This window comes from Marinimicrobium agarilyticum DSM 16975 (genome assembly GCF_000423345.1).
GTDB classification, from domain to species: Bacteria; Pseudomonadota; Gammaproteobacteria; order Pseudomonadales; family Cellvibrionaceae; genus Marinimicrobium; species Marinimicrobium agarilyticum.
This window is the reverse complement of record NZ_AUHU01000005.1, coordinates 353,977-379,375: the sequence shown is the minus strand read 5'-3', so window position 1 is coordinate 379,375 and position 25,399 is coordinate 353,977. Positions and strand designations below refer to the sequence as shown.

Annotated in this window: 25 protein-coding genes; all 25 read right to left on the bottom strand. The window is 59.7% G+C overall.

The features are described from left to right. Window positions 1–113: 113 nt before the first annotated feature. Complete coding sequence (locus G547_RS0106890) at window positions 114–914, bottom strand: protein phosphatase CheZ (RefSeq protein WP_027329214.1); 801 nt, start codon at window positions 912–914, stop codon at window positions 114–116. A 56-nt stretch (window positions 915–970) separates the two neighbouring features. Next, window positions 971–1,354: a chemotaxis response regulator CheY gene (gene cheY / locus G547_RS0106885; RefSeq protein ID WP_027329213.1), complete on the bottom strand. Its 384-nt coding sequence runs from the start codon at window positions 1,352–1,354 to the stop codon at window positions 971–973. Window positions 1,355–1,475: 121 nt separating this feature from the next. Further along, window positions 1,476–2,198, bottom strand: coding sequence for an RNA polymerase sigma factor FliA (locus G547_RS0106880; protein ID WP_281167756.1), 723 nt, complete (start codon window positions 2,196–2,198; stop codon window positions 1,476–1,478). A gap of 63 nt (window positions 2,199–2,261) precedes the next feature. After that, complete coding sequence (locus tag G547_RS0106875; protein ID WP_027329211.1) at window positions 2,262–3,086, bottom strand: MinD/ParA family protein; 825 nt, start codon at window positions 3,084–3,086, stop codon at window positions 2,262–2,264. A 67-nt stretch (window positions 3,087–3,153) separates the two neighbouring features. After that, complete coding sequence (gene flhF / locus G547_RS20490; RefSeq protein ID WP_051234965.1) at window positions 3,154–4,620, bottom strand: flagellar biosynthesis GTPase FlhF; 1,467 nt, start codon at window positions 4,618–4,620, stop codon at window positions 3,154–3,156. Window positions 4,621–4,642: 22 nt separating this feature from the next. Further along, window positions 4,643–6,874 carry a flagellar biosynthesis protein FlhA gene (flhA, locus tag G547_RS0106865; protein ID WP_027329210.1) on the bottom strand — a complete coding sequence of 744 codons (2,232 nt, stop codon included), beginning with the start codon at window positions 6,872–6,874 and terminating at the stop codon, window positions 4,643–4,645. Between the two features lie 437 nt (window positions 6,875–7,311). Further along, window positions 7,312–8,448, bottom strand: coding sequence for a flagellar biosynthesis protein FlhB (gene flhB / locus G547_RS0106860; protein ID WP_027329209.1), 1,137 nt, complete (start codon window positions 8,446–8,448; stop codon window positions 7,312–7,314). Beyond that, on the bottom strand, window positions 8,448–9,233 hold the full coding sequence (fliR, locus tag G547_RS0106855) for a flagellar biosynthetic protein FliR (RefSeq protein WP_027329208.1): 786 nt from the start codon (window positions 9,231–9,233) through the stop codon (window positions 8,448–8,450). Before fliR ends, flhB begins: the two co-directional genes overlap by 1 nt. Window positions 9,234–9,455: 222 nt before the next feature. Beyond that, window positions 9,456–9,725 (bottom strand): flagellar biosynthesis protein FliQ, encoded by a 270-nt coding sequence (gene fliQ, locus G547_RS0106850; protein ID WP_027329207.1) that lies wholly within the window; start codon window positions 9,723–9,725, stop codon window positions 9,456–9,458. Between the two features lie 9 nt (window positions 9,726–9,734). After that, complete coding sequence (gene fliP, locus G547_RS0106845) at window positions 9,735–10,529, bottom strand: flagellar type III secretion system pore protein FliP (protein WP_245573402.1); 795 nt, start codon at window positions 10,527–10,529, stop codon at window positions 9,735–9,737. Between the two features lie 47 nt (window positions 10,530–10,576). Next, the gene (gene fliO / locus G547_RS20485) at window positions 10,577–10,966 is read right to left on the bottom strand and encodes a flagellar biosynthetic protein FliO (RefSeq protein ID WP_051234962.1); all 390 of its coding nucleotides are present in this window, start codon (window positions 10,964–10,966) and stop codon (window positions 10,577–10,579) included. Between the two features lie 34 nt (window positions 10,967–11,000). Next, window positions 11,001–11,459 (bottom strand): flagellar motor switch protein FliN, encoded by a 459-nt coding sequence (gene fliN, locus G547_RS0106835; RefSeq protein WP_027329205.1) that lies wholly within the window; start codon window positions 11,457–11,459, stop codon window positions 11,001–11,003. Then, window positions 11,443–12,456 carry a flagellar motor switch protein FliM gene (gene fliM, locus G547_RS0106830; protein WP_027329204.1) on the bottom strand — a complete coding sequence of 338 codons (1,014 nt, stop codon included), beginning with the start codon at window positions 12,454–12,456 and terminating at the stop codon, window positions 11,443–11,445. Before fliM ends, fliN begins: the two co-directional genes overlap by 17 nt. Window positions 12,457–12,474: 18 nt before the next feature. Beyond that, entirely contained in the window at window positions 12,475–13,017 is a 543-nt protein-coding gene (locus tag G547_RS0106825) for a flagellar basal body-associated FliL family protein (RefSeq protein ID WP_027329203.1), read from the bottom strand. 215 nt (window positions 13,018–13,232) lie between these two features. Beyond that, window positions 13,233–14,660 carry a flagellar hook-length control protein FliK gene (locus G547_RS22560; RefSeq protein ID WP_027329202.1) on the bottom strand — a complete coding sequence of 476 codons (1,428 nt, stop codon included), beginning with the start codon at window positions 14,658–14,660 and terminating at the stop codon, window positions 13,233–13,235. Between the two features lie 187 nt (window positions 14,661–14,847). After that, the gene (locus G547_RS0106815) at window positions 14,848–15,192 is read right to left on the bottom strand and encodes an Hpt domain-containing protein (RefSeq protein WP_027329201.1); all 345 of its coding nucleotides are present in this window, start codon (window positions 15,190–15,192) and stop codon (window positions 14,848–14,850) included. A gap of 46 nt (window positions 15,193–15,238) precedes the next feature. After that, the gene (locus G547_RS0106810; protein WP_027329200.1) at window positions 15,239–16,951 is read right to left on the bottom strand and encodes an ATP-binding SpoIIE family protein phosphatase; all 1,713 of its coding nucleotides are present in this window, start codon (window positions 16,949–16,951) and stop codon (window positions 15,239–15,241) included. A 58-nt stretch (window positions 16,952–17,009) separates the two neighbouring features. Beyond that, the gene (locus tag G547_RS0106805; protein WP_027329199.1) at window positions 17,010–17,315 is read right to left on the bottom strand and encodes an STAS domain-containing protein; all 306 of its coding nucleotides are present in this window, start codon (window positions 17,313–17,315) and stop codon (window positions 17,010–17,012) included. Window positions 17,316–17,411: 96 nt separating this feature from the next. Then, entirely contained in the window at window positions 17,412–17,870 is a 459-nt protein-coding gene (fliJ, locus tag G547_RS0106800) for a flagellar export protein FliJ (RefSeq protein ID WP_027329198.1), read from the bottom strand. A 3-nt stretch (window positions 17,871–17,873) separates the two neighbouring features. Next, complete coding sequence (fliI, locus tag G547_RS20475) at window positions 17,874–19,346, bottom strand: flagellar protein export ATPase FliI (RefSeq protein WP_084645743.1); 1,473 nt, start codon at window positions 19,344–19,346, stop codon at window positions 17,874–17,876. Beyond that, window positions 19,343–20,257 carry a flagellar assembly protein FliH gene (locus tag G547_RS20470; RefSeq protein ID WP_084645741.1) on the bottom strand — a complete coding sequence of 305 codons (915 nt, stop codon included), beginning with the start codon at window positions 20,255–20,257 and terminating at the stop codon, window positions 19,343–19,345. Before G547_RS20470 ends, fliI begins: the two co-directional genes overlap by 4 nt. A gap of 94 nt (window positions 20,258–20,351) precedes the next feature. After that, window positions 20,352–21,338: a flagellar motor switch protein FliG gene (gene fliG, locus G547_RS0106785; RefSeq protein WP_425411490.1), complete on the bottom strand. Its 987-nt coding sequence runs from the start codon at window positions 21,336–21,338 to the stop codon at window positions 20,352–20,354. A gap of 68 nt (window positions 21,339–21,406) precedes the next feature. Further along, the gene (gene fliF / locus G547_RS0106780) at window positions 21,407–23,125 is read right to left on the bottom strand and encodes a flagellar basal-body MS-ring/collar protein FliF (protein WP_027329196.1); all 1,719 of its coding nucleotides are present in this window, start codon (window positions 23,123–23,125) and stop codon (window positions 21,407–21,409) included. A 69-nt stretch (window positions 23,126–23,194) separates the two neighbouring features. After that, window positions 23,195–23,563, bottom strand: coding sequence for a flagellar hook-basal body complex protein FliE (fliE, locus tag G547_RS0106775; protein ID WP_027329195.1), 369 nt, complete (start codon window positions 23,561–23,563; stop codon window positions 23,195–23,197). Between the two features lie 197 nt (window positions 23,564–23,760). Further along, a complete protein-coding gene (locus tag G547_RS20465; protein ID WP_036187435.1) occupies window positions 23,761–25,395 on the bottom strand; it encodes an EAL domain-containing protein in 1,635 nt (544 codons plus the stop codon). Window positions 25,396–25,399: the final 4 nt, after the last annotated feature.

Sequence of the window (25,399 nt, the reverse complement as noted above, 5' to 3'; positions counted from 1 at the left end):
TCGTGGCGGATGCACTTTCTTGCACACTGGCGAATTGACGCAGTGACTGAGCGGCGTTCCGGCGTTCTTTGAGCCGGATTCGCACCCGGCGCCTTCGAGCTCAAAAGTGCCCGTCAAAAGCCCAGGCTTGAGAGCAGATCATCCACTTCATCCTGACTGGATACCACATCGGCTCGCTCTGTGGCATTCATCTGCGGGCCTTCCCCCGAGCTTGTCCGACTCTTTTTGGCCGTCTTCTCTTCGGTATCGGCATCCAGCGGCAAACCTGTAATATCTTCCACCTGAGACGCGATTTTGACCAGGCTGACCAGATCCTGCTCAACGTCGTTGATCAGGCCAATCACCCGTTTGAGCACCTGACCGGTCAGATCCTGAAAGCCCTGCTCCAGCACGATTTCCTGCATATTCTTGCCAATCTGCTCGGTGCCGGTTTCCATCTGGCCCAGAAAATTGTCCATCCGGTGGTAGAGCTCGCGGAACTCGTCGGGGCTCATTTCACGGCGCTTGAGACGCGCCCACTCCTCTCGAAGCGAACCGGCTTCCTGCCCCAGGTTGGTCGCGATGGGCGCGGACTCGTCCACCATATCCATGGTGCGCTCGGCCGCCTTCTGCGTGAGCTCGATCACGTAGTTCAGACGATTGGAGGCGTCCCGAATTTCCGAATTTTGGATGTTCGGTGGCTCGGAGCTCAGGTCGCCATCGACATTGAAATTCACGATGGCGTCGTGCAAACCGCGGGTGAGCCGACCCACCGACTGGAAAATATGTCGGTCCCGCACTTCGGTGATGGCATGAATCAATTGCGAAGCGTCTTCGTACTGACTGTCCTGAAGGCGGTCAATCAGTAACTTGGCGCACTCCTTCAGTTCGGAGATGAACGCTTCGTTTTCATGCAACTGGGATGTTGAAGCCATGAATAAGCCTTATTCTCGCTATGGGCCGGGGCCGTCCGCCACCGGCGGCGCAGGGATTACCCTAGGCGCTCAAAAATCTTCTCAATTTTTTCCTTGAGAGCCGCGGCGGTGAACGGCTTGACCACGTAGCCATTGACCCCGGCCTGAGCCGCTTCAATGATCTGGTCACGCTTGGCCTCAGCCGTCACCATCAGCACCGGCAGAGTTTTCAACTTCTCGTCTTCCCGCACCGCACGCAAGAGGTCGATGCCCGTCATTCCCGGCATGTTCCAGTCGGTCACCAGGAAATCGAAATCGCCGCTGCGCAACATCGGCAGTGCCGTCACCCCGTCATCAGCCTCATGGGTGTTGCTGAACCCCAGGTCTCTGAGCAGGTTTTTAATAATCCGTCGCATTGTCGAGAAATCGTCGACAATCAGGATTTTCATGTTTTTATCCAATGCAACCTCCGTCTACTCTGGCGGGAGTCAATTCAAGATGGGCAGCTGCCCCGTCTGGTGTTCATTCTAGCAGCCCGGCGCGCTCTGAGGGCAGGCAAATTACCCAGAAACGCCCGGCAGGTCAATCGCCACCCTGCCAATCCGCCAAGCGAGTGCGCAAGCGCAAGGCGGCCTGACTGTGAATCTGGCTCACGCGGGACTCACTGACCCCCAGTATCTGGCCGATCTCCTTGAGATTCAGCTCTTCGTCGTAGTAAAGGGCCAGCACGAGCTTTTCACGTTCCGGTAGTTGGGTTATCGCCTGCGCCAGCGATTGCTTTAGGTCCGAACGCTGAATTCCTTCCAGAGGGCTGGCGTGCTCACTGCCCGGCCCCGCCATACTCAGGCTGGACTCGTCGTCCCCGAAAGTCTCTTCATAACTGAACAGACGGCTGGCGCTGGCATCGCGCAGCATATCGAAATATTCATTCAGCTCAATGCCCATCTCCTCGGCGACCTCCGCGTCCTGCGCGTCCCGGCCGGTACGCGCTTCAACGCTACCAATGGCCTCGCTGATACGGCGGGTATTGCGATGCACCGAGCGCGGAGCCCAGTCACCGCGCCGCATTTCATCAACGATGGCCCCGCGAATGCGGATTCCGGCATAGGTTTCGAAGCTGGCGCCGCGAGACGAATCATACTTCTGTGAGGCCTCAAGCAGCCCAATCATGCCGGCCTGAATGAGGTCATCCACCTGAACACTGGCAGGCATACGCAACATCATATGGTGTGCGATGCGCTTCACCAGCACAGCGTAATCCTCGACTCGGATCTGGTTGCCAAGTTGTCGGGTTTTATCGTACATGGCTAATCCATTGGCTGTGGCCATTGTCAGCTACCTCGTCACACCCACGTCCACCGTCAATCTTCAACGGCTGTTAGCCACCTGCAGCAGACGCTCTACAAAAAACTCCAGACGCCCCGTCGGTGCACTGGGAAGCGGCCACTGGTCCACCTCCCGCGCCAAATCCCGAATGGCCTGGGAGGCCTTGGCGTGTGGGGCAAACTCCAGCAGCGACTTCTGCTTCTGGACGGCCCGGCGAACATTCTCATCAAAAGGAATAGACCCGACATACTGCAGAGTGACATCCAGAAACCGCTCGCACACGCTGTTCAGCTTGTTGTACATCGACTGGCCCTCGCGCGACGTGCGGGTCATGTTGGCCACCACCCGGAATCGCTGAAGGCCGTGATCGCGGTTCAGAACTTTGATCAGAGCGTAGGCATCGGTGATGGAGGAGGGTTCGTCGCAGACCACCACCAGCACCTCGTTGGCGGCCCGCACGAAGCTGATGACGGTATCGGAAATGCCGGCGGCGGTATCCACCACCAGAATGTCGACCTGGTCGCTCAATTCGCTGAACGCATTGATCAGGCCGGCATGTTCCCGCGGTCCAAGCATGGTCATGCGCTGCACACCGGAAGCGGCGGGAACAATCTTGAGTCCGGCGGGGCCATTGACCAGAACCTCCCGGAGGCTCATGCCTCCATCGAGGACATCGGACAGTGTGTGCTTGGCCTTGAGCCCGAGCAACACGTCCACGTTCGCCAGCCCCAGGTCGGCATCCAGAAGGACAACGCGACGGCGCAGCTCCGCCAGGGCAATACTCAGGTTGACGGAAATATTGCTTTTGCCCACGCCACCTTTACCGCCGGAAACGGCGATGACCTGAACCGGACGCATTTGACTCATTTGCCCATAAACTCCTAAAAATCCGCTATCGACCCCCTCTTCGGGGTTGTTATTTCGAGGTCGGTGGTTACACCGCCCGGGCGGTGACTCCGCTGGCGGAGGAAGCGGAACCACGTGCCCTGGATTCATCCCGCCGACCAATCAGGCTGGCGGCCCGGGTCACCAACTGGTGAGCTCGCGCCACTTCGATATCTCTCGGAATATCCTGACCGTGGGTAGTATAGACGATTGGCACCCCGCCCTGCATAACCACGCCCAACGCTTCGCCCAGACTGGCGCTCTCGTCGAGCTTGCTCAGCACACAGCCCGCCAGCCCCGCGCCACCATAAGCGTGAATGGAGGCTTTGAGCAACGCCGGCTGGCTGTTACTGGGCAGCACCAACAGTGACTTCACTTGCGGCTGACGGGAGAGGCTCGCCATCTGCTCGGTCAAGCGCGCGTCGCCCTGGCGGAAGCCGGCGGTATCGATCAGCACCAGCGAGTGCCGTCGCAGACCGTACAAGACGGCATCCAGCGATTGTTGATCGTCTACGACGCGAAGCGTGACGCCCAATATACGGGCGAGCGAGCGCAACTGGTCATGGCCGCCAATGCGGTGCGTATCCAGGGTGACCAGGGCCACTTCCCTCGGCCCGTGCTGCATCACGTAACGGGCCGCCAGCTTACCGATTGTCGTGGTTTTGCCAGCGCCCGTCGGGCCCACCAGGGCAAACACGCCCCCCTTTGCCACCGGGTCGCCGGCGTCGGCGGGCAGTTCGCGAGCCAGGCTGGCCAGAGTGCCGTTCCACGCCTGGGCGAGGTCTTTGCTCGGGCGGCTGCGTTCGAGCAGCGGTCCGACCACCTCCGCGGGTAAACCCATCCGCTCCAGGCGCCGCCCGACGCTGGCCTGCGCCGGCGTACGAGAGGGTTGCCCTTTGTCGCTGCCCAACATTTTCGACAGCTGCTCCTCCAGTAGAAAACGCATTTCTGCCAGTTCGCTCTGCAGGGTGTCGAGTCGATTGTCCTGTTCGGCCGTATTGGCCGCCGGGGCGGCCTCGGCCATCGGTGTCGACCGGGGTTTGGCCGAGGCTTGCGCCTGCCATTGATCATCGCGCAGAGGATAACGCTCCGCCGCACTCATGGGCCGTGTGCCCGAGGCCTGCTCTTCAGCGCCCTCCAGCAAGGAGCGTTTGATGCGGATGCCGGCGTTGACCCGCTGGTTGGGCTGCAGGTATTCGCGCGCCGAGGCCTCCAGATCACGTTCGATATTTTTCTGGGCCGCCTGGCGCTGAAGGGCCCGCTCGATGGCCTCAGCACGCTGCTGCCCGGTTTCCGCCGCCGGTTCGCCCGGGGCGGCACTTGGCCCAGCCCCCGTATCGCCCGCTCGGGTCTCCGGGGGCGTCTCGGGCACATTCGGCGCCGCGCGGGTTGTCAGCAGCTCGACACCGTCTTTGGTGCGGTTGCTGGACAGAATGACGGCATCCGGCCCAAGCTCCTGGCGGACCATTTCCAGGGCGCGTCGCATATCCGCCGCGAGAAATCGTTTCACCTGCATCTTCGTGCTCCTCATTCAGCCGCTATTGCCGGTTGTTGGGCTTGCCTGCGCCCACGGTGGCATCAATGGAAATCTGTTTGTTGTCCGGGATTTCGGTATACGCCAGGACGTTCATATCGGGCACGCTGTTGCGAGCGAACCGGGCCAGCATGTTGCGCAGCGGCGCCGCCACCAGAAGCACCAGCGGCTTACCCGCCACTTCCTGCTTCTGGGCGGCCTCAATCAGAGACCGCTGCAGCCGTTCCGCCAGGCTCGGTTCAATAAAGGCGCTATCGTCAGCGCCAGATTTTTGTGCCTGCTGAAGGGTATTCAGCAATAACTGTTCCAACTCGGGCTCGAGGGTGATGACCGGAAGCTCCGGGTCCGGCCCCACGATGTTCTGGACGATCTGACGCGACAGGGCCACACGAGCGGCGGCTGTCAGAGTGGCGGGATCTTGACTCTTGCCGCCACTGGCCGCCAAGGCTTCGGCGATTGAACGCATATCGCGAATCGGCACCCGCTCGCGCAACAGGTTCTGCAGAACCTTCAACAGAACATTGAGGCTGACGGTATTGGGGACCAGCTCCTCCACCAGTTTGGGGGAGCTCTTCGACAGCATATCCAGCAGCTTCTGCACGTCCTCGTGGCCGAGCAACTCCCAGGTGTGCTTCTGCAGAATCTGGTTGAGGTGCGTCGCCACAACCGTGCTGGCGTCCACGACGGTATAGCCCAGTGTCTGGGCCTTCTCTTTTTGCCCGGCATCTATCCAGACCGCGTCCAGCCCGAACGCCGGATCTTTGGTTTTGGTCCCATCCAGATCGCCGAACACCTGACCCGGGTTGATGGCCATTTCCCGATCCGGATACACCTCCGCCTCGGCCAGGGCCACGCCCATGAGGCTGATGCGGTAGCCATTGGGCAGCAGATCCAGATTGTCGCGAATGTGCACCGAGGGAATCAGAAAACCCATTTCCTGGGACAGCTTGCGGCGAACGCCTTTAATGCGTCCCAACAACTCTCCGCCCTGCCCCCGGTCCACCAGAGGAATCAACCGGTAGCCCACTTCCAGGCCGATGATATCCACCGGCTGGACGTCATCCCAATCCAGCTCCGCGGACTCCCTGGATGGCGGCAACGACGCCTGGCCGCTCCCGGGCGTGGAGGGCGTGACCGCCGGCCCCCTGTCAACAGAGCTTCCCCCGGCGCCCCCGCGCGATGAAGGGAAGTCCCGATCCTCCTCCACGGGTTGGGGTTGTTGGCTGCGCCAATATATATAGTACGCCAGCGCACCACAGAGAAACCCCAGCCCGAGAAACGCCACATGCGGCATGCCGGGAATGGACCCCATCAGCAACAGCACGCCGGCGGCGATCGCCAGCGCCTTGGGCGAGTCAAACATCTGCCCCATAACCTGTTCGCGCATGTCCTCGGAGCTGTTTACGCGAGTGACCAGAATCGCTGCCGAGGTGGACAGCAACAGCGAGGGAATCTGCGCAACCAGCCCATCCCCAATGGTCAGAAGAATGTAGTTCTGCAGCGCCACCTCGAACGACAGGTCATGCTGGATCATCCCGATACCGAGACCCCCAATAATGTTGATAACCAGAATCAGAATACCGGCAATCGCATCCCCTCGAACAAACTTGCTGGCCCCGTCCATCGCCCCGTAGAAATCGGCCTCGCTGGCCACTTCTTGACGACGGGTACGGGCTTCTTCCTGGTCGATCAGCCCGGCATTCATGTCGGCGTCAATCGCCATTTGTTTGCCCGGCATGGCATCCAGCGTAAACCGGGCACTCACCTCGGAAATACGTCCGGCACCTTTGGTCACCACCACAAAGTTGATGATCATCAGGATCAGAAACACGATGAGGCCTACGGCGTAGTTCCCGCCAATCACCACTTCACCAAACGCCTGGATCACTTTCCCGGCAGCATCGCCGCCCTCGTGGCCGTTGAGCAGCACGACGCGGGTGGAGGCGACATTCAGCGCGAGCCTAAGAAGCGTGGCGATCAGGAGGATGGTGGGAAATACCGCGAAGTCGAGCGGCCGCATGGCGTAGATGCCCACCAGTAGAACGACGATGGATAGGGCAATATTGAATGAGAAGAAAGCGTCCAGCAGTATCGGCGGTACGGGCAGGATCATCATGCCTAGGAGCATCAGCAGGAGGACGGGGATACCGATGTTGCCCTGCCCGAGTCCACGTATATGGCGGAATGCGGCCCGGCGGTCGATGTTGTTGAGTTGACTGAAGCTGGGTAGTGCCATGAAGGTCGCTTTTTTGACGGTTTGTCGTAGTTAAGCGACCTACCGCAAGAAGTGTACCAGTTGGCTCACTACTCCTCTTTCTCCCCATTTTATTCTGACCACACTATCCGAAATATGGCACTGAGGACCGGAGTGGGGTACACCCTTCCAAGACCGTGGAGCGGGGGACCCGCGATTCGAGCCCCCAGGGATGGGTTTACGGCGTGTTTTGGAAGGGTGTACCCCACTTCGGGCCGGACTCGCTGCTGGTTTAGGAGTTCTATTTGAGGTTCGGCGGCTACGGTGTATACCGGTTGGAGACCCGCCGTGAACCCATCCATGGGGGCTTCTCATCGGCATCCATGCCTCAGAGAGTCTCCAACCGGTATACACCGCATCCGCCTAAGAGCGTCACTTTCCCTCTGGACTCCGTTAGCGTCGGAGTTTAGTCCAAAGCGTTAGTCGTACTGCATGTTTCTTGGGACCGGAATATTTCTTGGGTACTGTGGGCGGTCCCCCCTGCCTTTGCGATAATTGCGCAACTGGAACACATACGCCAACACCTGCGCCACCGCCATATACAAATCCGCCGGAATTTCCTGATCCAACTCCGTCGTATAATAAATCGCCCGCGTAAGCACCGGCGACTCCATGATATCGATATTGTGCGCCCGGGCGATCTCCCGGATCTTCAGCGCCGTCTGGTCACCCCCCTTTGCCAACAACACCGGCGTCGCCATCGCCTCCGGGTCATAACGCAGCGCCACCGAATAGTGGGTGGGGTTCGTGATCACCACATCCGCCTTCGGCACCTCCGACATCATCCGCCGCTGGGCCATTTCCCGCTGCAACTGGCGGATGCGGCTTTTCACCTCGGGCTTGCCCTCCGTGTCCTTCATCTCGTCTTGGACTTCCTGACGGGACATTTTCAGTTTCTGGGCGTTGTCCCAGATTTGGAACGGAACGTCGATGGCGGCGATGGCGATGGTGACGGCCGCCAGGGCAATCGCGCCGACGCCGGTGAGCCACATGGCGTTTTTGATGGCGGTGATCGTTTCCTGGTCGGACAGGCGCATCATGTCTTGTTGCTGAATGGCCAGTAGCGCAATGGCTACGGCCATGATCAGTATGACTTTGCCCAGGGCCTTGGCCAGTTCCATCAGGGCCTTGAGGGAGAACATGCGTTTAAGGCCGGCGCCGGGGTTCATGCGGCTGGCCTTGGGCGCCATGGATTTGCCGCTGAAGAGCCAGCCGCCCAGGCCGATGGGGCCCGCGATGGAGGCGATAAAGAGCAAAATAAACACCGGCATCATGCTCAGGGTGCCGTGGTAAAGGGAGGCGGCAAAGTGTTCGACCATGCTGTCGGTGTCAAAGATCACTTCCCGGTCCAGTGAGAAGTTGTATTGGAGTATGCCCGCGAGTTTGCCCGACATGTAGGGGGCGAATATGAACAGTCCCACGGTCCCGGCGAGCAGGATGAAGGTGGTGGTCAGTTCCCGCGAGCGTGGGATCTGCCCTTCTTCGCGCGCTTTTTCCTGTTTTCGCGCCGTGGGTTCTTCTGTTTTTTCCTGACTGCTGTCGTTGTCTTCGGCCATCAGGGCAGACCTATCACTTGGCGAACGATGAGAAAGGCTTCCTGAGTAAACAGTTCAAACGCGGGCAGGAAGGCCGGCAGCACGAGCCACATGACCAGCAGCCCGAAGATCAGTGTCATGGGGAAGCCGACGGTGAAGACGTTCATTTGGGGCGCGGATCGGTTCATGGCGCCGAAGGCCATGTTGATGACCATGATGGCGGTGAATACGGGCAGTGTGATGACCAGGGCGGAGCTGAATAACCAGCTGCCCATGCCGGCAATGCTGGCGAAGGCGCCGGGGCCGAGTCCGTTCCCTCCGATGGGGAGGGTGTTGAAGCTGTCTATCAGCATTCCGATCAGTATCAGGTGGCCGTCGACGATCAGGAACAGGAGGGTCGCCAGTAGCAGGTAGAACTGGGACAGTACGCTGGTGGAGACGCCGGTGGATGGGTCGTTCATGGCGGCGAAGCCTAGGCCCATTTTCATGGCCATGAGTTCGCCGGAGAGGATAAATATTTGCAGAAATACTTGGAGCATGAAGCCCATGGCGATGCCGATGAGGAGTTCTTTGGCGACGATGACCATGGCTGCCATTGAGACGAGGTCGATGGCGGGGGGTGGCGGCAGCATGGGGGCGACGAGGATGGTGGTGAAGAAGGTGAGTACGACGCGGACTCGGGCGGTGATGGTTTGGGCGCCGATCACGGGCATGGCGAGGAACAGGCCACCAATGCGGAGCATCGGCCAGATGTACTGTCCGATAAATTGCATCAGTTGTTGTTCGCTCAGTACCAGTTCGTTCACTTTCTTTCGGTTCGTCTCTTAGAGATTTTGCGTTGTAGAGGGTTCGGTTTCTAGAAAGTCGGGCCTCTTAGAAAGCCCGGCTTCGGTATCGGGTGCATGGTTCCCGGACACGCCGTAAATACTTCCCTGTAGGCTCGAATCGCGAGTCCCTCGCTCCACGGTCCGGGAACCATGCACCCGATACCGAATCCTCATTTGTTGCTTCGCGTTCAACGGAATTTTCTAACCAATTAAGTTTGGGACGTTGGTATATAAACGGGTAAACAAATCCATAAATTCCGTCAGCAGCCAGGGGCCGGCAATCATGACGGAGATGAGCGTCACGAGTAGCCTGGGTAGAAAACTCAGGGTTTGTTCGTTGATCTGGGTGGCGGCCTGGAACATGCTGACGACGAGGCCGACGATGAGGCCGGGGCCGACGATGACGATGAGCATGAGTACGGTCAGGTAGAGGGCGTCGGCGAAGATGTCCATGACGACTTCTGGGGTCATTGTTGCCTCCTATACGCCGAAGCTGGCCGCGAGTGTGCCGATGAGCATGGCCCAGCCGTCGACGAGGACGAAGAGCATGATTTTGAACGGCAGGGAGATGATCAGCGGTGATAGCATCATCATGCCCATGGCCATGAGCACGCTGGCGACGACGATGTCGATGACCAGGAATGGCACGAAGATGATGAATCCGATCTGGAACGCGGTTTTCAGTTCGCTGGTGATGAAGGCCGGGACCAGGATGCTGAACGGGGTGTCTGCCGGGGTCTGGATTTCGGGGTTGCCGGCGATGCCGACGAACAGTTCGATGTCGGACTCGCGCGTCTGGGTCAGCATGAATGAGTGAAACGGTTCGGCGGTGCGGGACAGCGCGGTCTGGGCGTTGATGTCTTCGTTGATGTACGGTTGCAGCGCCTCGGCGTTAACGCGTTCGAGGACCGGTTGCATGATGAACAGCGTCAGGAACAGGGACAGGCCGATGAGGATCTGGTTGGATGGCGACTGTTGCAGCCCGAGCGCCTGGCGCAGGATGGCGAAGACGATGATGATGCGGGTGAAGGAGGTCATCATCAGCAGGATGGCCGGCAGGAAGGTGAGCGCGGTCATGATCGCGAGGATCTGCAGCGTCACCGTATATTCCTCGGTGCCGTCGGGCTGGGTGGTGACGGTCAGGGCCGGCAGGCCGGGGATGGCAGGCAGGGAGCCACCGATCACGTCTTCCTGGTTTTGCTGTTGGGGTTCATCCGGTGCCTGCGGGCCTTCCTGTGCCATGGCGCCCGTTGCACTCAGTGCCAGAATAAGCATCAGAAATAGCCGGGCGAAGCCACGGTTTAATGTGCGCTGTATTGGAATCATTGGGGCTTTTGCTTTTGGGTTTCGGGCGCTGGTGTGTCTGAAGCGGGCGCTCTGTTCATCAGGGCCATCAGCCGTTTTTTAAAATCGGTAGAGGTACCGCCGCTGGCATCTACCACGGGCTCGTCAAAAACGTGCAGGGTATTGATCTGATGAGAAGTCACGCCCAGCAAAATCTGTTGTCCACCCACTTCTACCACCAGCAACCGCTCGCGGGTGCCGAGTGGCATGCTCGCCATGATTTTCATCGACTGCTGGTTCAGGAAGTTGCCCTGGCCGAAGCGGCGCAGCAGCCAGGCCAACGCGAGAATCAGCCCGATAATCAGCAACAGACTGAACGCCACATTGAGTAGCTGGCTGGCCGCATTGGTGGTGCCCGTCTCGCCCATTACACCGCTCCCATTTCTTCAGAAAAGGCGTCCATCAACGCAGCTTTTTGATACGCTCGGACGGACTGATGACGTCGGTCATCCGAATGCCGAACTTTTCGTTCACCACCACCACTTCGCCATGGGCAATCAGTGTGCCGTTGACCAGTACGTCAAGCGGCTCACCCGCCAGGCGGTCCAGCTCAATCACGGACCCCTGGTTCAATTGCAGCAGATTACGAATGGTGATGGAGGTGCGCCCCACTTCCATCGCAATGGAAACCGGGATATCCAGGATAACATCCAGGTCCGGATTGGTATTGGGCTCTTCGTCTTCGGTGAGTTCGTCCAATGAGACCGTATCCACGCCCTGTTTTTGTTGGGAAGACGCCTTGGGTTTCTCTTCGGGTTCGTCATCAGGTTCCTCGCCCTGCTCCATCATGGCCGCTTCCCACTCGGCCGCCATGGCGTCCTGTTCTTTCTCGTCGTCATGGGTATCATTTTCGTTTGCCACGGGAGCCCCCTTCATTTGCCGTGATGTTATAGGCGGAACTGTGGTCAATCAGACCATTGATTTTCAAGGCCAGATTGCCTCGGATCTGCCCCAGGCGGGTGCGGAACATCGGAACGCCATTGGCGGTCACGACGTGGTATTCCGGCAAATCCACCGGAATCACATCCCCTTCTTTTAAATTGATGATGTCGCGCAGTGTAATCTCACGCCGGACGATGTCGCACTCCAGGTCGACCTGGGCGGCCAGCACATCTTCTCGGAGCGCCTTGATCCAGCGCTCGTCCCGCTCATCGCTATCGCTCTGCAGGCCCGAGTCGAGCACTTCGCGGATGGGCTCGATCATCGAGTAAGGCACCGTGATGTGCATATCACCGCCGCCGCCGTCGAGTTCCACATGGAAGGTACTGACCACCACCACTTCGCTCGGGCTGACGATGTTCGCCAACGACGGGTTGACCTCCGAGTTCATGTACTCAAAGGTGATGGGCATGACGGCTTTCCAGGCCTCGGCAAGGTCCACAAAAACCTGGTCGAGCACCATCTGTACCACCCGCAATTCGGTGGGCGTAAATTCCCGCCCTTCGATCTTGGCATGTCGCCCATCGCCGCCGAAAAAGTTGTCCACGAGCTTGAACACCAGCCGGGCGTCCAGAATGATCAGGGCGTTCCCCCGCAGCGGCCGGAATTTGACCATGTTCAGGCTGGTCGGCACGTAAAGCGTATGCACGTATTCGCCGAACTTCTGAATCTGAATGCCCCCAACCGACACATCGGCAGTGCGGCGCAGCATGTTGAACATGCTGATGCGGGTGTAACGGGCGAAGCGCTCGTTGATCATTTCCAGCGTGGGCATGCGCCCGCGGACAATGCGATCCTGAGTGGTCAGATCATAGGATTTGACCGAATCGACATCGAGTTCATCATCGGTATCGATATCACCTTCGTCCACCCCGTGGAGAAGCGCATCGATCTCGTCTTGTGAGAGTAAGTCTTGCACGAGCGGACCCTTGTGGTATTACTGCATCACGAAACTGGTAAACAGCACTTGTTCAATGCCCGGCTGACCAATCTCTTCCTGCAAAATCGCCTGAATGGAGCGGAGCGCGTCCTGACGCAACAACTCTCGCCCTTCCGGCGTCTGCAAATCTTCAAATTCCTGGCCGCTCATCAGCATGATCAGATCATTGCGAATACGCGGCATGTGCTTCTCGAGAGCGGCCGCAACGGCGTTATCCCGAAACATGAGGCTGACTTCAACCTGCAAAAACCGTTGCCGCCCACGAACATTGTAGTTGACCACCAGCTTCTCATTGAGCGGATAGTAAATGGCCTCCTGGCTCGCGGGTTCGGGCGGCGCTTCTTCAACCACCGGTTCACCTTCGGTGGACTCGGCCTCATCCTCAGACAGAAAATGCAGCAGGCCCAAGGTGACCCCCACTGACAAAAGCACCAGCACGAGTGCCAGAGCGATCAACATGATTCGTTGTTTGCGTTTTGCTTTGCGGTCAGCTTCCGCCTGTTCTTCTTCGGTCAGTTCGCGTTCTTCGTCTTCGGCCATGCCAAAATTCCGTCGCTTTCGTGGCTAATAGGGTTTGAGCAAGGGCCGTGCCAAGTCAGGCAAGGCCCTCCGGCGCTACTTTGGCACAGGGCGAGAAGCGGAGCAAGAGAGGCGAAGCGAAAGCGGAACCGGTAGGCTTTGGTGAAACTGACACTCGGAGAGGGAAGGAGGGAGAGCCCGGGCCCTGGCTCTCCCCGTGGTGGGTTTGGATTCGCTCAGGCGTAGTGGTCCACCAGTCGCTCGCTGACAATCCACTGCGCCGGTTGGCCCTCGGCCTCTTCGTCTCCTCCACCAGAGCGACCGCCCCCCCGTCGCCCGTCGCCCTCACCGGCCATGGACTCACGACCGGACTGGTCTGATACATTCACATCGACCAGGTCCAGCCCCTGCTCGGCAAACATTTCCCGCAGGCGGTTGGCGTTCTGGTCCAGCGCTTCACGAACCGCCGACTGGGGACTGGTAAAGGTCACACTGATCTGATCCTGATGAGTGCTGACCCGCACCTGCATCGGCCCCAGATCGGGGGGATCAAGACGGAGCTCTGCGCTGGAAATTTTCTGGGAGGCCATCCACAGAACTTTTTGTCCCACGGCCTGACCCCACTGCCCTTGCCCGACCGGCACCCGCACGTCCGACTGTACGGTAAACTGCCGTTCAGCGGGGGTTACCGGTTGCGCACGAGCACCGTTGTCCAACTGGGCCAAGGCACTGACCGAGGTGCCCGAAGCGCCCAGATCCACCGGCTTGGCTTGCTCCCCCTGCCCGCGGGCCAGGTTCTGCAATAGCAGCCCAAACTCTTCACGACTGCTTCGGGCACCGGTTTTGCCCGCTTCGAGCAATGCGCTCAGGTCCAACCCCTCCGGTTCGCTCACGCCGCCCGGATTGAACTGAGCGTTCACGCCGCCCTGGCGCTGCCCGTTAGGGTCGGCCTGTGCGAGCGCACTCAGTTGTGACAGATGGGCCGCGCCACGCTTGCCCAATGCATCGCGAAGGGTCTGCGCTTCCGGAAAGCGGGCCGCCAGCCCCGGTAGAGCGTCGAGCGGTATCGCCTCAAGCTGCTGGGCGATGGCATCCAGAGAGGCCCCATTTTCCAGGTTCGCCAACAATTGCTGCAGAGTCTCTTCAAGCGCCGGGTCCAGAGTGCCGGCATCGACCTGTGCCTTGAGCTCCGCCAGCACCGCTTTGACATCGTCAGAAAGCTTTGCCCAGTCTTCCTCCGACAGGTTTTCGAGCAGCGCTTTGGCCTCCTCGATAGAGGCATTCTCCGCCACCCCCTCCGCTGACTCCACTTCGGCTGATTCATTGGTGGCATCGGCAGCGGACGTCTGCTCCTTGCGAGAAGCCCTTTGTTCAGCCGGCGTTGGAGTAACCTCCTCCTGCCGCGAGGAGTCCGTGCGCCGCCCCTCGCTGGAAAGCTCCCGCCGGTCTGAACGTCGGTCGTCGGAAGCACCGGCGTGGGCATCTTTGACCCGGGCGGGTTCACGCTCGCGCGTGGTCTCGGGCGGGCGTTCCGCGCGAGCCGATGGCCCGGGCTGCTCCAACAGCCGGCGGAAGCTGTCATCATCCCGGCTGGGGCGAGCCTTGGCGGGCTGAGCACTCGGGCTCAGCGACAACAGGTTGGAAATGGACGATTGAGCGGGCATCGGCAAGCACTCCGGCAAGGTCAGCGGCAAGTTGTTGCCGCTGACCGGTAAACACTGTGGGAAACCCCACATGAACCAAGGATTTAACAGAGCTTTTGCAAGGAGGATGCCAACGCGGGTAAAACACCCGCGGTACGTCGCATTCGGAAATCAGGGGGTGTGCCAGGTGAGACAGTCCCGGGAGAGGTTAACCGGCAAAGCTTTTCAGCGTGATCTTGAGCTTGGAGAATTCCTGCTGTATCTCGACAAGTTGCTGCTCTACGCCATCGAGTTCGCCGGCGCGCCCGGCGTCTTCCATGCCCTGGCACAACGATGCCAGTCGCTCTGCCCCTATGTTGTTGCAACTGCCTTTGAAACTGTGGGCCTGGCGACGGACGGTATCGCTATCGCGCGCTGCCAACGCTTTTTGGAGGTGACGAACACGCTCTTCGGAGTCGGTAAGAAAGGTGTTGATCAGCACGGGGAACTGATCCTCCATCACTTCCTGGAGGGTGCCGAGCACTTCGCGGTTCAAGTGGTTATCCGGACTCATAATCGCGCGCCTCTTATAAGCGGGTTCCGCCTTTTACCAGCCATTGTCAGGCGTCACTACGCCAGGAGAAAACGGCTTCCACTTCGTTGCCATCTCCCAGGTAGCGAACAGCATCGCACAGTTTTTCCACCAGCGCGAGTCCACGACCGCAATAGGCCTGGCCATCCTCACTCACGGCCGGGACGCGGGCCCCCTCGGCAAAGCCGGGCCCGCTGTCTTCGACCCGCAGACGCAGAATGCCGCCCTCGTCCGTGGTGCTGTGATTCAGGTGAATGCGGATCAACCCCTCGTTGATGTGTGCCAGACGTTCTTGTCTGAGCTCGTAATAGCGGGTGAAACCCTCGGCACTGGATTTCAGGTCGGAGTCCAATTGCAGGATCCCGTGCTCGAGGGCATTGGAATAAAGTTCGGACAGCAGGGTGTAGAGGTCCCCGCTATGCTGGCGCAGGCCGGGGACCTCGACCAGAACATTGAGCAGCAAGGGCATGGGATCGAAGTGACGAAAACTGCTGGGCAGCACGTCGAAATTCATGGTCCACTCGGAAAGCGTGGAGCGATTGTGTCGCTCCGCCTCCGCCGCCACAGCGTTGATGTGCTCCGGCCGGTCCATCTGAAGCTCCACCAGGGAAAGGTCATCGTCCCTACGACCTTCACCCGCGAACGCCTGAACCCGACCCAGAATCCGGTCGAACAGTGTCGCGTTCTCCTCGCTCTCTTCGAACACCGCTCTGAGGCGGTCTTCCCCGAACATTTCTCCCTCGGCGTTGCGCGCCTCGTGAATGCCGTCCGACCACAGGTACAGCCGATCCCCCCAGGCAAGGTCGTATACCTGCATGTCGTCTTTGAACACCTGTTTACTCAGTACGCCCAGGGGCAGGTGCGTTGAGGTAATCGGCTCGGGCTCCCCGCCCGAGGCGCGACGGATGTAGCCCGGCGGCAGCCCGCCGTTCCAGACCCGGATCTGTTGGCGACGAAAATTGATGTCTACCATGGTCGCGCAACAGAAAATGCCCACGGGGAGGATGGTTTTCAGTTTGTGATTGATCTCCCTCAGGATGTCGCTCATCGCGAACCCTTTGTGCACCATCCCGTAGAAGGTGGAGGCCAGAGGAATCGCACCGACGGCCGCCGGCAGACCGTGCCCGGTAAAGTCTCCGAGCAACACCATCATGCTGCCGGAGGGGCGCATCCCCGCCACCAGAATGTCGCCGTTAAACACCGCCAGGGAGGACAGGTAATACTTGACGTTGTTGGAGTCCAGACAGCCGCTGTGCGCAATGTTGTCAAACACCTGCTTGGCCACCGTCTGCTCCTGAAGCAGATGTTCGTGGTGACGGCTGATCTGGTCGCGTTGATCCAGAATCGTGGAGTGCATGGCCCGCATGCGGTTGAAGGATTTGATCTTGGCCTGGAGGATAACCCGGTTATAGGGTTTGGACAGGAAGTCGTCACCCCCGGCATCCAGACATTGGACCAGGGATTCAGTGTCGGTCAGGGAGGTCAGGAAGATGATCGGCACCAGGGACTCGCCCGCGAGTGCCTTAATGCGACGGGCGGCGCCGAAACCATCCAGATTGGGCATGAGCGCATCAAGCAGCACCAGATCCGGCCGCTCCTGCTCAAAGACCTCTACCGCCTCGCGGCCGTCCCGGGCGCTGAGAACCCGGTGCCCATCCCGCGCCACAATTGTCTCAAGGATATGCCGGTCCGTCTCCGAATCATCGGCCACCAGAATCGTCAACGGTGTGTCGTGGCTCATACGCAGCCTCTATGCTGTCGCTGCTCGGAATTCAGAGACTCTGAACGTGGGGCATGGGCTACCGGATATCAAACAGTTGCTCAAAATTGGAGATTGTCAGGATTTTCTTCACATCCGGGCTGCAGTTGCGGATTTCGATGGTGGCCTTGTCACCGCCAGCATGATCTCTCAGCAGCAGCAACATGCCCAACGCGGAACTGTCGAGATAGGACGTCTCCTGCATGTCGACACAATAGCGCTCAGGCTTTTTGTCCAGGCGCTCGTAGGAGGCCCGGAAATCCTGATGAGAGCTGAAGTCGAAGCGCCCTTGAATGTAGATGGTCAGAAGCGACCCATCAGATGACAAAGTGGAGGTGATTGCCATAGCAGTATTACGTCCTTTTTTCGCAGTGGTTCTGAGCCTGGACTTTTTCTGGTACTTCTACATGGGGTTAAGGATAGCCTATAAACCCGGCTGTCGTCATGGTTTTCGAGAGCGACCCGGGCGGGTCAATCGTTGGGCCGCCAGATCATCCTGCTCGCGTTGCTGACGCTGTTCAAAGGCGGCCTCTTCCTCGCGTTGCAGGCGGGCAATCATATCTTCCAGCGACCGGCGGCGGTGATAGCGCTCCTCCCACTCCCGCCGGGATTGCTCACGGGCCTGATTGACCATGGCCAGCTTTTGCTGCTGGCCGGTCACCGCCTCCCCCAGGCGCTGGAGGAAACCGCTGTAGCTCATCAACGCCTCGGCCGTTACCCCACTTCGAGGCCGGGCATAGTCGTCCAGATACTGCTGGCGATAGTCCTGAAGCTGGCTCAACTGAGCCTGCTCGCGCTCGAGCAGCTGCTGCTGTTCACCCAGCCGGGCTGCGGCGGCCTGTTCTTCACGCTCCGCGAGTTGGAGCACCACTTTCATACGTTGGGAACGACGTTCCGCCATGAATTAGCGCCTTCCCTGCCCACCGTGTTGGGCCGCCAGGGGACCGCGGCGGTTGTTTCCCGCCGCTTGCGGTCCTCTTTGGCCCGGTCCACTCTGACCGGCGCCCTGCGCGCCCGCCGGTTGCAGGGTTTTCTGCAGAAAGTTCACGCTCTCGGCGAATTGCACCGGCTGATTGAGGCCCTGTTGAATGAAGGCTCGCAAATGCGGGAAGCGCTCAATCGCCAGGTCGGTCTCCGGGTCCGCCCCTGGCGTGTAGGCCCCGATATTGATCAGATCCCGATTTTGCTGGTAGCGGGACAACAGCTGTTTGAAACGCTGCATGGATTTGAGGTGGCTCTCGTCCACAATATTCGGCATGGCCCGGCTGATGGAGGCCTCCACGTCGATGGCCGGGTAGACCCCCTCCTCCGCCAAGCGACGGGACAAGACAATATGGCCATCCAGAATGGCCCGGGCCGCATCGGCGATCGGGTCCTGCAGGTCGTCCCCTTCAGAGAGCACCGTATAAAACGCGGTAATCGAGCCCTCGCCCTTGGCGGCGTTGCCCGCGCGCTCCACCAGTTGGGGAATTTTGGCAAACACCGAGGGGGGATACCCTTTGGTGGCCGGCGGCTCTCCGATCGCCAGGGAAATTTCCCGTTGGGCCTGGGCGAACCGGGTCAAGGAGTCCATTAACAGGAGCACGTTGCGCCCCTGGTCCCGGTAGTATTCGGCGATGCGACTACAGAGCTGGGCCGCGCGAAGCCGCATCAGGGGGGCATCGTCAGCCGGTGAAGCCACTACCACCGAGCGGGCCATGCCCTCGGGGCCGAGGATGTGGTCGATAAATTCCTTGACCTCGCGGCCACGTTCGCCCACCAGACCGACCACGACGATATCCGCGGTGGTGTATTTGGTCATCATCCCCATCAGCACACTTTTGCCCACGCCGCTGCCGGCAAAGAGCCCCAAACGCTGCCCTCGGCCCACAGTGATCAATCCATTGATAGCGCGAATACCGACATCCAGCGGTTCACTGATGGGATGACGCTTGAGCGGATTGATGTCATGGGGTGCAAAATCCAGAAAGTCCTCACCGCGCAAGGGTCCGCCATCATCCAGCGGCTGGCCCAGGCCATTGACCACCCGCCCGAGCAGGCGGGGGCCAATACGCATGCCCTGATGGCTGGAGACAGGGATAACCCGGGCACCGGGCTCCAGGCCCTCCACCCGCTTGATTGGCATGAGATAGACGATTTCATCGTCAAAACCCACCACTTCCGCCTCAATGCAGCGGCCATCGCGGTTGATGACCTGACATTGCCGACCGACCGAGACGTTCAGCCCTACGGCCTCAAGGGTCATGCCCACCGAGCGGGTCAGGCGCCCTTCGGCTTCCGGGCGCGGCGCCGAGGTTCCCTCGGTGGGGCCATAGGCGCGCAGCCGCTCCAACAACGCGGGGCGGCGCGGCGGATTGCCAGATTCAGAGCGACTCATTGCGATCTCTCATCACTCTTATCTATCCTCCCGGCATCAATACTCCCGGCATCACTCCCCTCGGCGTTGTGGTCATGGCGCTCCGGTACGCGCTCATCGGCGCCGGTCGTCGTTTCAAACGAGTCACTGTCCGATTCCTCAGCCGAGGCATCCGACCCCAGCTGACGGTTGATAAACGCTTCCAACTGTTGGGCCAGTCGGTGCTCTACCGAGAAATCCACCTGACTCTCCCGGGTTTCCACCCGACAACCCCCCGGCAGCAGTTGATCGTCGGCGTGAAACTGCCAGTCCAGTCGATGCTCCTCGGCGTAGGCTTCCACCAGCGCCAGGTCATCGGGGTTCAGATAGAGGCGCAGGTGTTCCGCGCCCGCCGGCAGCGCCGCGACCGCGGCTTTCACCTGCTCGAGGATATGGCTTGAATCGGTCAGCAGCTCCCGCTGGACCAGGCTGCGGGTGAGCACGCACACGGTATCGAGCAGCCACTGCTCCAGGGCGTCTTCCTGCTCGGCCAGCGGTTCGCGCAGCGCCTGGATCATGTGCTGGAAGCGCTGGCGTTCCGCCACCAACTTTTGCTGCATTTCTTCCAGTCCCTTCTTTTCGCCAACGTCGTAACCTTCCGCCAGCCCCTGGTCGTAACCGGCCTTGTACCCCTGTTCCCGGCCCTCTTTCTCCGCCTCGTCGACAATGCGCTGCATCTCTTCCGCGCTCAGGCCGCTGTTGCCCCCTTCGTAGTCGACGTCTTCTATTTTTTCGCCTTCGCGCCTGGCGGCTTCTTCTTCGCGCTGGCGCGCCTCCCGCTCTGCGCTCGGCAACACGCGCTCGCGCTCACCGTGAATCGGCGGCAGCACCCAGGACTGGTAATCCCCCAGTTCCTCGGCGGGAATGCGGTTGACGAGTTTCTTGGTTGTCATGAGACCAATGGTTCCATTAGGAGAGGCGTTCGCAGTGAAACAACGGCGACCTGGACTTTCAATGGGTCAAGGCCGCCGACTCTTCGGCACGGGCTTACAGCATTTTCTCGCCGCTGCTTCCCAACACGATTTCCCCGGCATCCGCCATGCGCCGGGCAATGGTAAGAATTTCCTTCTGCGCGGTTTCCACCTCGGACAGGCGCACCGGACCTTTGACTTCGAGGTCGTCCCGCAAGAGTTCCGCCGCACGCTTGGACATATTGCTGAAAATCTTTTCCTGCAATTCATTGTCGGCACCCTTGAGGGCGACAATCAGCACATCGGAGGAGACCTCGCGCAGCAGCATCTGGATACCGCGATCGTCCACATCCTTGAGGTTGTCGAATACGAACATCAGATCCTGAATCTGGTTGCCCATATCCTCGTCCAGCTCCTTGATTGCGTCCATCAGGTCCGCTTCGACGGTGCCTTCCAGGTGGTTCATGATTTCCGCTGCGGTTTTGTAACCGCCCACAGCTTTGGTCTGGGAAGAGGCGTTGCCGGTGAACTGCTTCTCCAGAATGTCGTTCAACTCCTGCAGGGCGCTGGGCTGAACGGTGTCGAGCGACGCGACGCGCATCATGATGTCGATGCGCATTTTCTCGCTGAGATAGCTGAGCACCTCGGCCGCCTGGTCCGGGTCCAGGTAGGACACAACGATAGCCTGTATCTGGGGATGCTCGTTGCGGATCACATCCGCCACGGAGCGGGGCTCCATCCACTTGAGGGTGTCCAGGCCGGTGGTATTGCCGCCCAGCAGGATACGATCAATCAGGCCACTGGCCTTGTCTTCGCCCAGGGCGGTGACCAGCATGTTGCGAATGTAGGCATCGGAGTCGGTGCCGAGCCCGGTGAGGGTCCGCACCTCATCCAGAAAACTGGAGAGTACCGCCTGTACATCGCTCTGCTGGACGTTTTTCATCTGCGCCATGGCGGCGCCGATGCGCTGGACTTCTTTCGGGCCCATATGGCGCAATACCTGCGCCGCGTCTGCCTCACCGAGCGACATCAACAGCACGGCGGCCTGATCCACATGGTTCAGTCTGGAGGTGGGCTTGGCGGGTGTTTTGTTCTCCGCTGCGGGGGCTTTTTCTGCCACGAATGTCTGCCTCAGTCGTCTCGATTAATCCAGCTTTTGACCACCTGGGCCACACGGCCCGGGTCATCCGCGACCAGTCCTTTCACCGCATTGAGTTGTTGCTCGTAGCCCTCCTCCGGCCCGGGAAGCCCCAGGGCACCACCGGTGAGCGTCACCGCCTCGTCGGAAAGACCATCATACCCACCGAGACCGGACTCTTCCAGCGCTGCCAGCTCCCGCGCTTCCTCTTCATCGGAGGCCTTGCCACCCGTGCGGGCCAGGCTTTTGAGCACCGGGCGCAGCAGACCGAAAATCAGCAGCAGTATGACCAGGACACCGGCCCCCTGTTTAATATAGGACAGCAACCAGTCCTGCTGCCACCAGGGCACTTCCGGAATGGTGAAATCCTGCGATTCCCGGCCCCGGAAGGGAGAGTTCAATACATTGACGCTATCGCCCCGGGCCGCAGAGTAACCCACCGCATCCCGGACCAGGACTTCCAAACGCTGGAGCTCCGCGTCAGTCCAGGGCACTCGGGTCTCATTGCCGGCGCCGTCGGCCTGGAGTTTGTCATCCACCACTACCGCCACCGAGAGCCGCTCAACCCGCCCCTGCTGAAAACGGGTATAGCTGACGGTCCGATCCAATTCATAATTGCGGGTGGCACGCTCGACGGTTTCTACCGGTTCGCTCTCCCCCACGGGCTCTCCGGTTTCAGGATCAATCTGCTCCGGCGCTTCGGCGTTCACGCCCGGCGGCTGATTGGTCAAGGCGCCGGGAATACCGCCAGTGTCGGTGCCGGTGCGCGACTCGTTCATGATCTGTTCGCTGCGAATGGCAGGCACATCCGGGTTGAAGGTTTCCGCCGCCTGTTCAGTCGCCGTGAAATCCACATCGGCGCTGACTTCCGCCTGAAAGTTGCCGTTGCCAATAACCGGTTCAAGGATGCGGTTGACCCGCTGCTCAATCCCCTCTTCCACCCGGCGGGTGTAATCCCGTTGCCGGTCGGCCAGCAATAATTCAGTATTTTCCTCTTTCGCCGAGAGCAGCTCGCCGCGCTGGTTGACGATCGTGACCTTGTCCTCACTGAGTTCGGCAATACTGGACGAGACCAGATTGGTAATGGCCTTGACCTGAGCGGCATCCATTGTGCGCCCCGGCTGAACATCCACGAACACCGAGGCGCGCGGCTCGCGCACATCCCGCACGAACACCGAGCGCTTGGGGATGGCCAAGTGCACACGGGCACTGCGCACGCTGTTCATGCTGGAAATGGTGCGGGCGAGCTCGCCCTCAATGGCCCGATGGTACCGCGTGCTCTCCACAAACTGGCTGGTCCCGAGCGGCTGCTCCTGGTCCATGATTTCAAAACCGGTGGTGTTGTCGCGGGGAATGCCGGCTTGGGCCAACTTGATTCGGGCCATCTGCATATTGTCGCTGGCCACCAACAGCCCGCCGGTACTCGGATCGATACGAAACGGAATCTGGTTCTGTTCGAGAATGGTGACCACATCAGGGGATTCGCGCGGATCCAGATCCGGCAACAGCGGGCGGTACTCTTCGCCCTGAGTCCACAGCACCACGGCAAACCCGATCGCGACACTCGCGGCCAGGCCCACCATCAGCCCCCCCTGGCGCAGCAGGTTCAGGTTACTGAACCCCTCGATCAGGTCGCTGCCGGAGCGCTTGCGGCCCCCGCGCTCGTTGTCGGAAAAGTTGTCGCCGGTTGCGGCGGAATCCGGTGCTGCCATGACGGTGACTCTCGTGTCGTGGTTCGGGTGTTATTGTCAGTACGTTAATCAGTTTTCAATCGGCGCCGATCAGATCGGCATATTCATAATGTCTCGGTAGGCTTCCACGAGCTTGTTGCGCACCTGAAGGGTCGCCTGAAAGGCGACGCTCGACTTTTGCGAGGCCACCATCACATCCGTGATGTCCACGCCGGGATCACCCCGCTCATAGGCCTGCTGCAGCGCACCGGAAGCTTTCTGGGTGTCATTGACCTTGTTGAGCGCCTGCGCCATGACTTCACCGAACTCGGGCACATCGCGATTCGCCTCCGGTCGCAGCGCATCGCTGCGATTGACGTCGGACGGCGCAATGCCTTGAGGTTTCTGGAAAGCCTGCGTCTGGGCCTTGAGTGAGCGCATTTCCACCAGTAGGCGGTTGATGTCAACGCGATCGGTCATGCGGTGTCCCCTGCGACAAGAATTTGGCGAATTGCCGTTTTTCCGGCATCCGGAACATTCTCTGCACAAAATGGGCCAACATACGGAGAAAGCGGCAAAGTCTTACCGCTGCGGGGCCGGTCCCGGGCAGGCGGGCGTCATCCACTGAACGTGTGAATGATGCCCTGAACAAAAGAGCAGGCGCGGGCCAGAGGCGCTCAACCCGGCTGCATCGCGCGCCTTATGCGCTCTATCAACGTCTCACGGCTGTAGGGCTTCACCATAAAGCTCGAGGCGCCGGCCTCCATGCTGTCCCGCACAACCGTCTTGGTATTGACGCCGGAAATGACCAGCACCGGAGTTCGGACAAACGCCGGTTTCCCGCGCAGCCGCCGCAACAGCTCCAGACCACTCATTCCCGGCATTTCAATGTCGATCAGGAGCAGCGACGGGCTGAGCTCTCTGAGAAGCGCCAGCGCTTCCCGACCGTTGGCGGCCATGTGAGGTTCAAAGCCCTCGTCCCGCAGGATTCGTGCCTGAACTTTGCGCTGGAAGTCGTTGTCTTCCACCACCAAAGCTACCCCACGGGACATTGGGCTCGGTTCCGTCTCCACACCCTCCGCGGGGCCACTGATGATCAAATCGGGAAACAGGCTTTTGCGGGTTTCGTTCCGCCACTGGGTCAACCAGCCGCTCACTTTGTCCGCGGCCATTGGGCGTGCTATAAAATAACCTTGGGCTTTATGGCAATCCTGCCGCAAGAGAAACTGCCAATCTTCCTCATCCTCGACGCCCTCCGCGGTAATTTCCAATCCCAGTTCTTTGGCCAGACCCAGGGCGGACTCAAACATCACCCGAATGCCCCGATCGTGGCTGGCGCCATGGACAAAAGTTCGATCAAGCTTGAACTGATCAAACGGAATATCCCGAACCTGTGCCAGCGACGCATGGCCGGTGCCAAAATCATCCACGGCGAGTTTGAAGCCCTTCAAACGCAATCGGGTCAAGTTGTCGAGCACAATCTTCGGACGTCGCATCGCTCGGCTTTCGGTCACCTCCAGAATGAGGTCCCAGGGCTGAAGGTTCGCCTCCTCCACCAACTGGGCCAGCCAGTCGGTGAAATCCAGTTGGTCCAGGTTCTCCATGGACAAGTTGATCGATAACGCGCAGTGAACCTCCTCTTCAAGCCAACGTTTTGATTGTGCCAACGCTTCGCTGATCACCCAACGAGTAAGAGCGTCGATCAACCCCTCTTCCTCCGCCAGCGCGATGAACTGATCCGGCATAATTCGACCTTTGGTGGGATGCTGCCAGCGCACCAACACTTCAACGCTTGCCAGTTCGCCGTCACTGAGGGTCACTACCGGCTGGTATTCGTTGACCAACTGATTTTCGGCAATGGCCTGGGCCAACTCGTCGACGGTGAATGGCTCACCCTCGCGCTCCAACGCTACCGGGCTTTGTTGTAACAGCTTCTCCATCAACTGAGCGAGCTTCTGCTCGTCAACCGGCTTGGTGAGGTAACCCAGAACGGGAATATTGTGGGCTCGAACCAGATTTTGCGCAGCACGCAACAGACGTTCATCCTCTCCGCTCAGCAGTATCACCTGACCGGGAAACTTCAGCTCCGCCAAATGGCGGACCAGTTCAATGCCATCCATCTCCGGCATCTTTAGATCAAGAATGATAACGTCCGGCTTCGTTTTCAGTTTTTTCAACAGTTCGAGCGCAGCAACGCCCCCGACGACCTCCTTGATCATGACGTAACCATGATTGGTTAATAGCTGACTGATCAGGCGACGCGTAAATTCGTCGTCATCCACAGTCATGATTTTGACACTACGTTTACTCATTCCG

What these genes read in the sequence shown, in the direction of transcription:
- G547_RS0106810 (WP_027329200.1), bottom strand. Translation starts at nt 16,951, where the DNA reads ATGAGCCACGACACACCGTTGACGATTCTGGTGGCCGATGATTCGGAG.
- G547_RS20465 (WP_036187435.1), bottom strand. Translation starts at nt 25,395, where the DNA reads ATGAGTAAACGTAGTGTCAAAATCATGACTGTGGATGACGACGAATTT.
- fliP (WP_245573402.1), bottom strand. Translation starts at nt 10,529, where the DNA reads ATGCTTATTCTGGCACTGAGTGCAACGGGCGCCATGGCACAGGAAGGC.
- flhF (WP_051234965.1), bottom strand. Translation starts at nt 4,620, where the DNA reads ATGCAGGTGAAACGATTTCTCGCGGCGGATATGCGACGCGCCCTGGAA.
- fliE (WP_027329195.1), bottom strand. Translation starts at nt 23,563, where the DNA reads ATGACCGATCGCGTTGACATCAACCGCCTACTGGTGGAAATGCGCTCA.
- G547_RS0106875 (WP_027329211.1), bottom strand. Translation starts at nt 3,086, where the DNA reads ATGAGTCAAATGCGTCCGGTTCAGGTCATCGCCGTTTCCGGCGGTAAA.
- fliF (WP_027329196.1), bottom strand. Translation starts at nt 23,125, where the DNA reads ATGGCAGCACCGGATTCCGCCGCAACCGGCGACAACTTTTCCGACAAC.
- fliO (WP_051234962.1), bottom strand. Translation starts at nt 10,966, where the DNA reads ATGGGCGAGACGGGCACCACCAATGCGGCCAGCCAGCTACTCAATGTG.
- G547_RS20470 (WP_084645741.1), bottom strand. Translation starts at nt 20,257, where the DNA reads ATGACAACCAAGAAACTCGTCAACCGCATTCCCGCCGAGGAACTGGGG.
- G547_RS22560 (WP_027329202.1), bottom strand. Translation starts at nt 14,660, where the DNA reads ATGCCCGCTCAATCGTCCATTTCCAACCTGTTGTCGCTGAGCCCGAGT.
- fliJ (WP_027329198.1), bottom strand. Translation starts at nt 17,870, where the DNA reads ATGGCGGAACGTCGTTCCCAACGTATGAAAGTGGTGCTCCAACTCGCG.
- flhA (WP_027329210.1), bottom strand. Translation starts at nt 6,874, where the DNA reads ATGGCACTACCCAGCTTCAGTCAACTCAACAACATCGACCGCCGGGCC.
- fliQ (WP_027329207.1), bottom strand. Translation starts at nt 9,725, where the DNA reads ATGACCCCAGAAGTCGTCATGGACATCTTCGCCGACGCCCTCTACCTG.
- G547_RS0106880 (WP_281167756.1), bottom strand. Translation starts at nt 2,198, where the DNA reads ATGTACGATAAAACCCGACAACTTGGCAACCAGATCCGAGTCGAGGAT.
- fliI (WP_084645743.1), bottom strand. Translation starts at nt 19,346, where the DNA reads ATGAGTCGCTCTGAATCTGGCAATCCGCCGCGCCGCCCCGCGTTGTTG.
- flhB (WP_027329209.1), bottom strand. Translation starts at nt 8,448, where the DNA reads ATGGCCGAAGACAACGACAGCAGTCAGGAAAAAACAGAAGAACCCACG.
- G547_RS0106825 (WP_027329203.1), bottom strand. Translation starts at nt 13,017, where the DNA reads ATGGCCGAAGACGAAGAACGCGAACTGACCGAAGAAGAACAGGCGGAA.
- G547_RS0106890 (WP_027329214.1), bottom strand. Translation starts at nt 914, where the DNA reads ATGGCTTCAACATCCCAGTTGCATGAAAACGAAGCGTTCATCTCCGAA.
- G547_RS0106805 (WP_027329199.1), bottom strand. Translation starts at nt 17,315, where the DNA reads ATGGCAATCACCTCCACTTTGTCATCTGATGGGTCGCTTCTGACCATC.
- G547_RS0106815 (WP_027329201.1), bottom strand. Translation starts at nt 15,192, where the DNA reads ATGAGTCCGGATAACCACTTGAACCGCGAAGTGCTCGGCACCCTCCAG.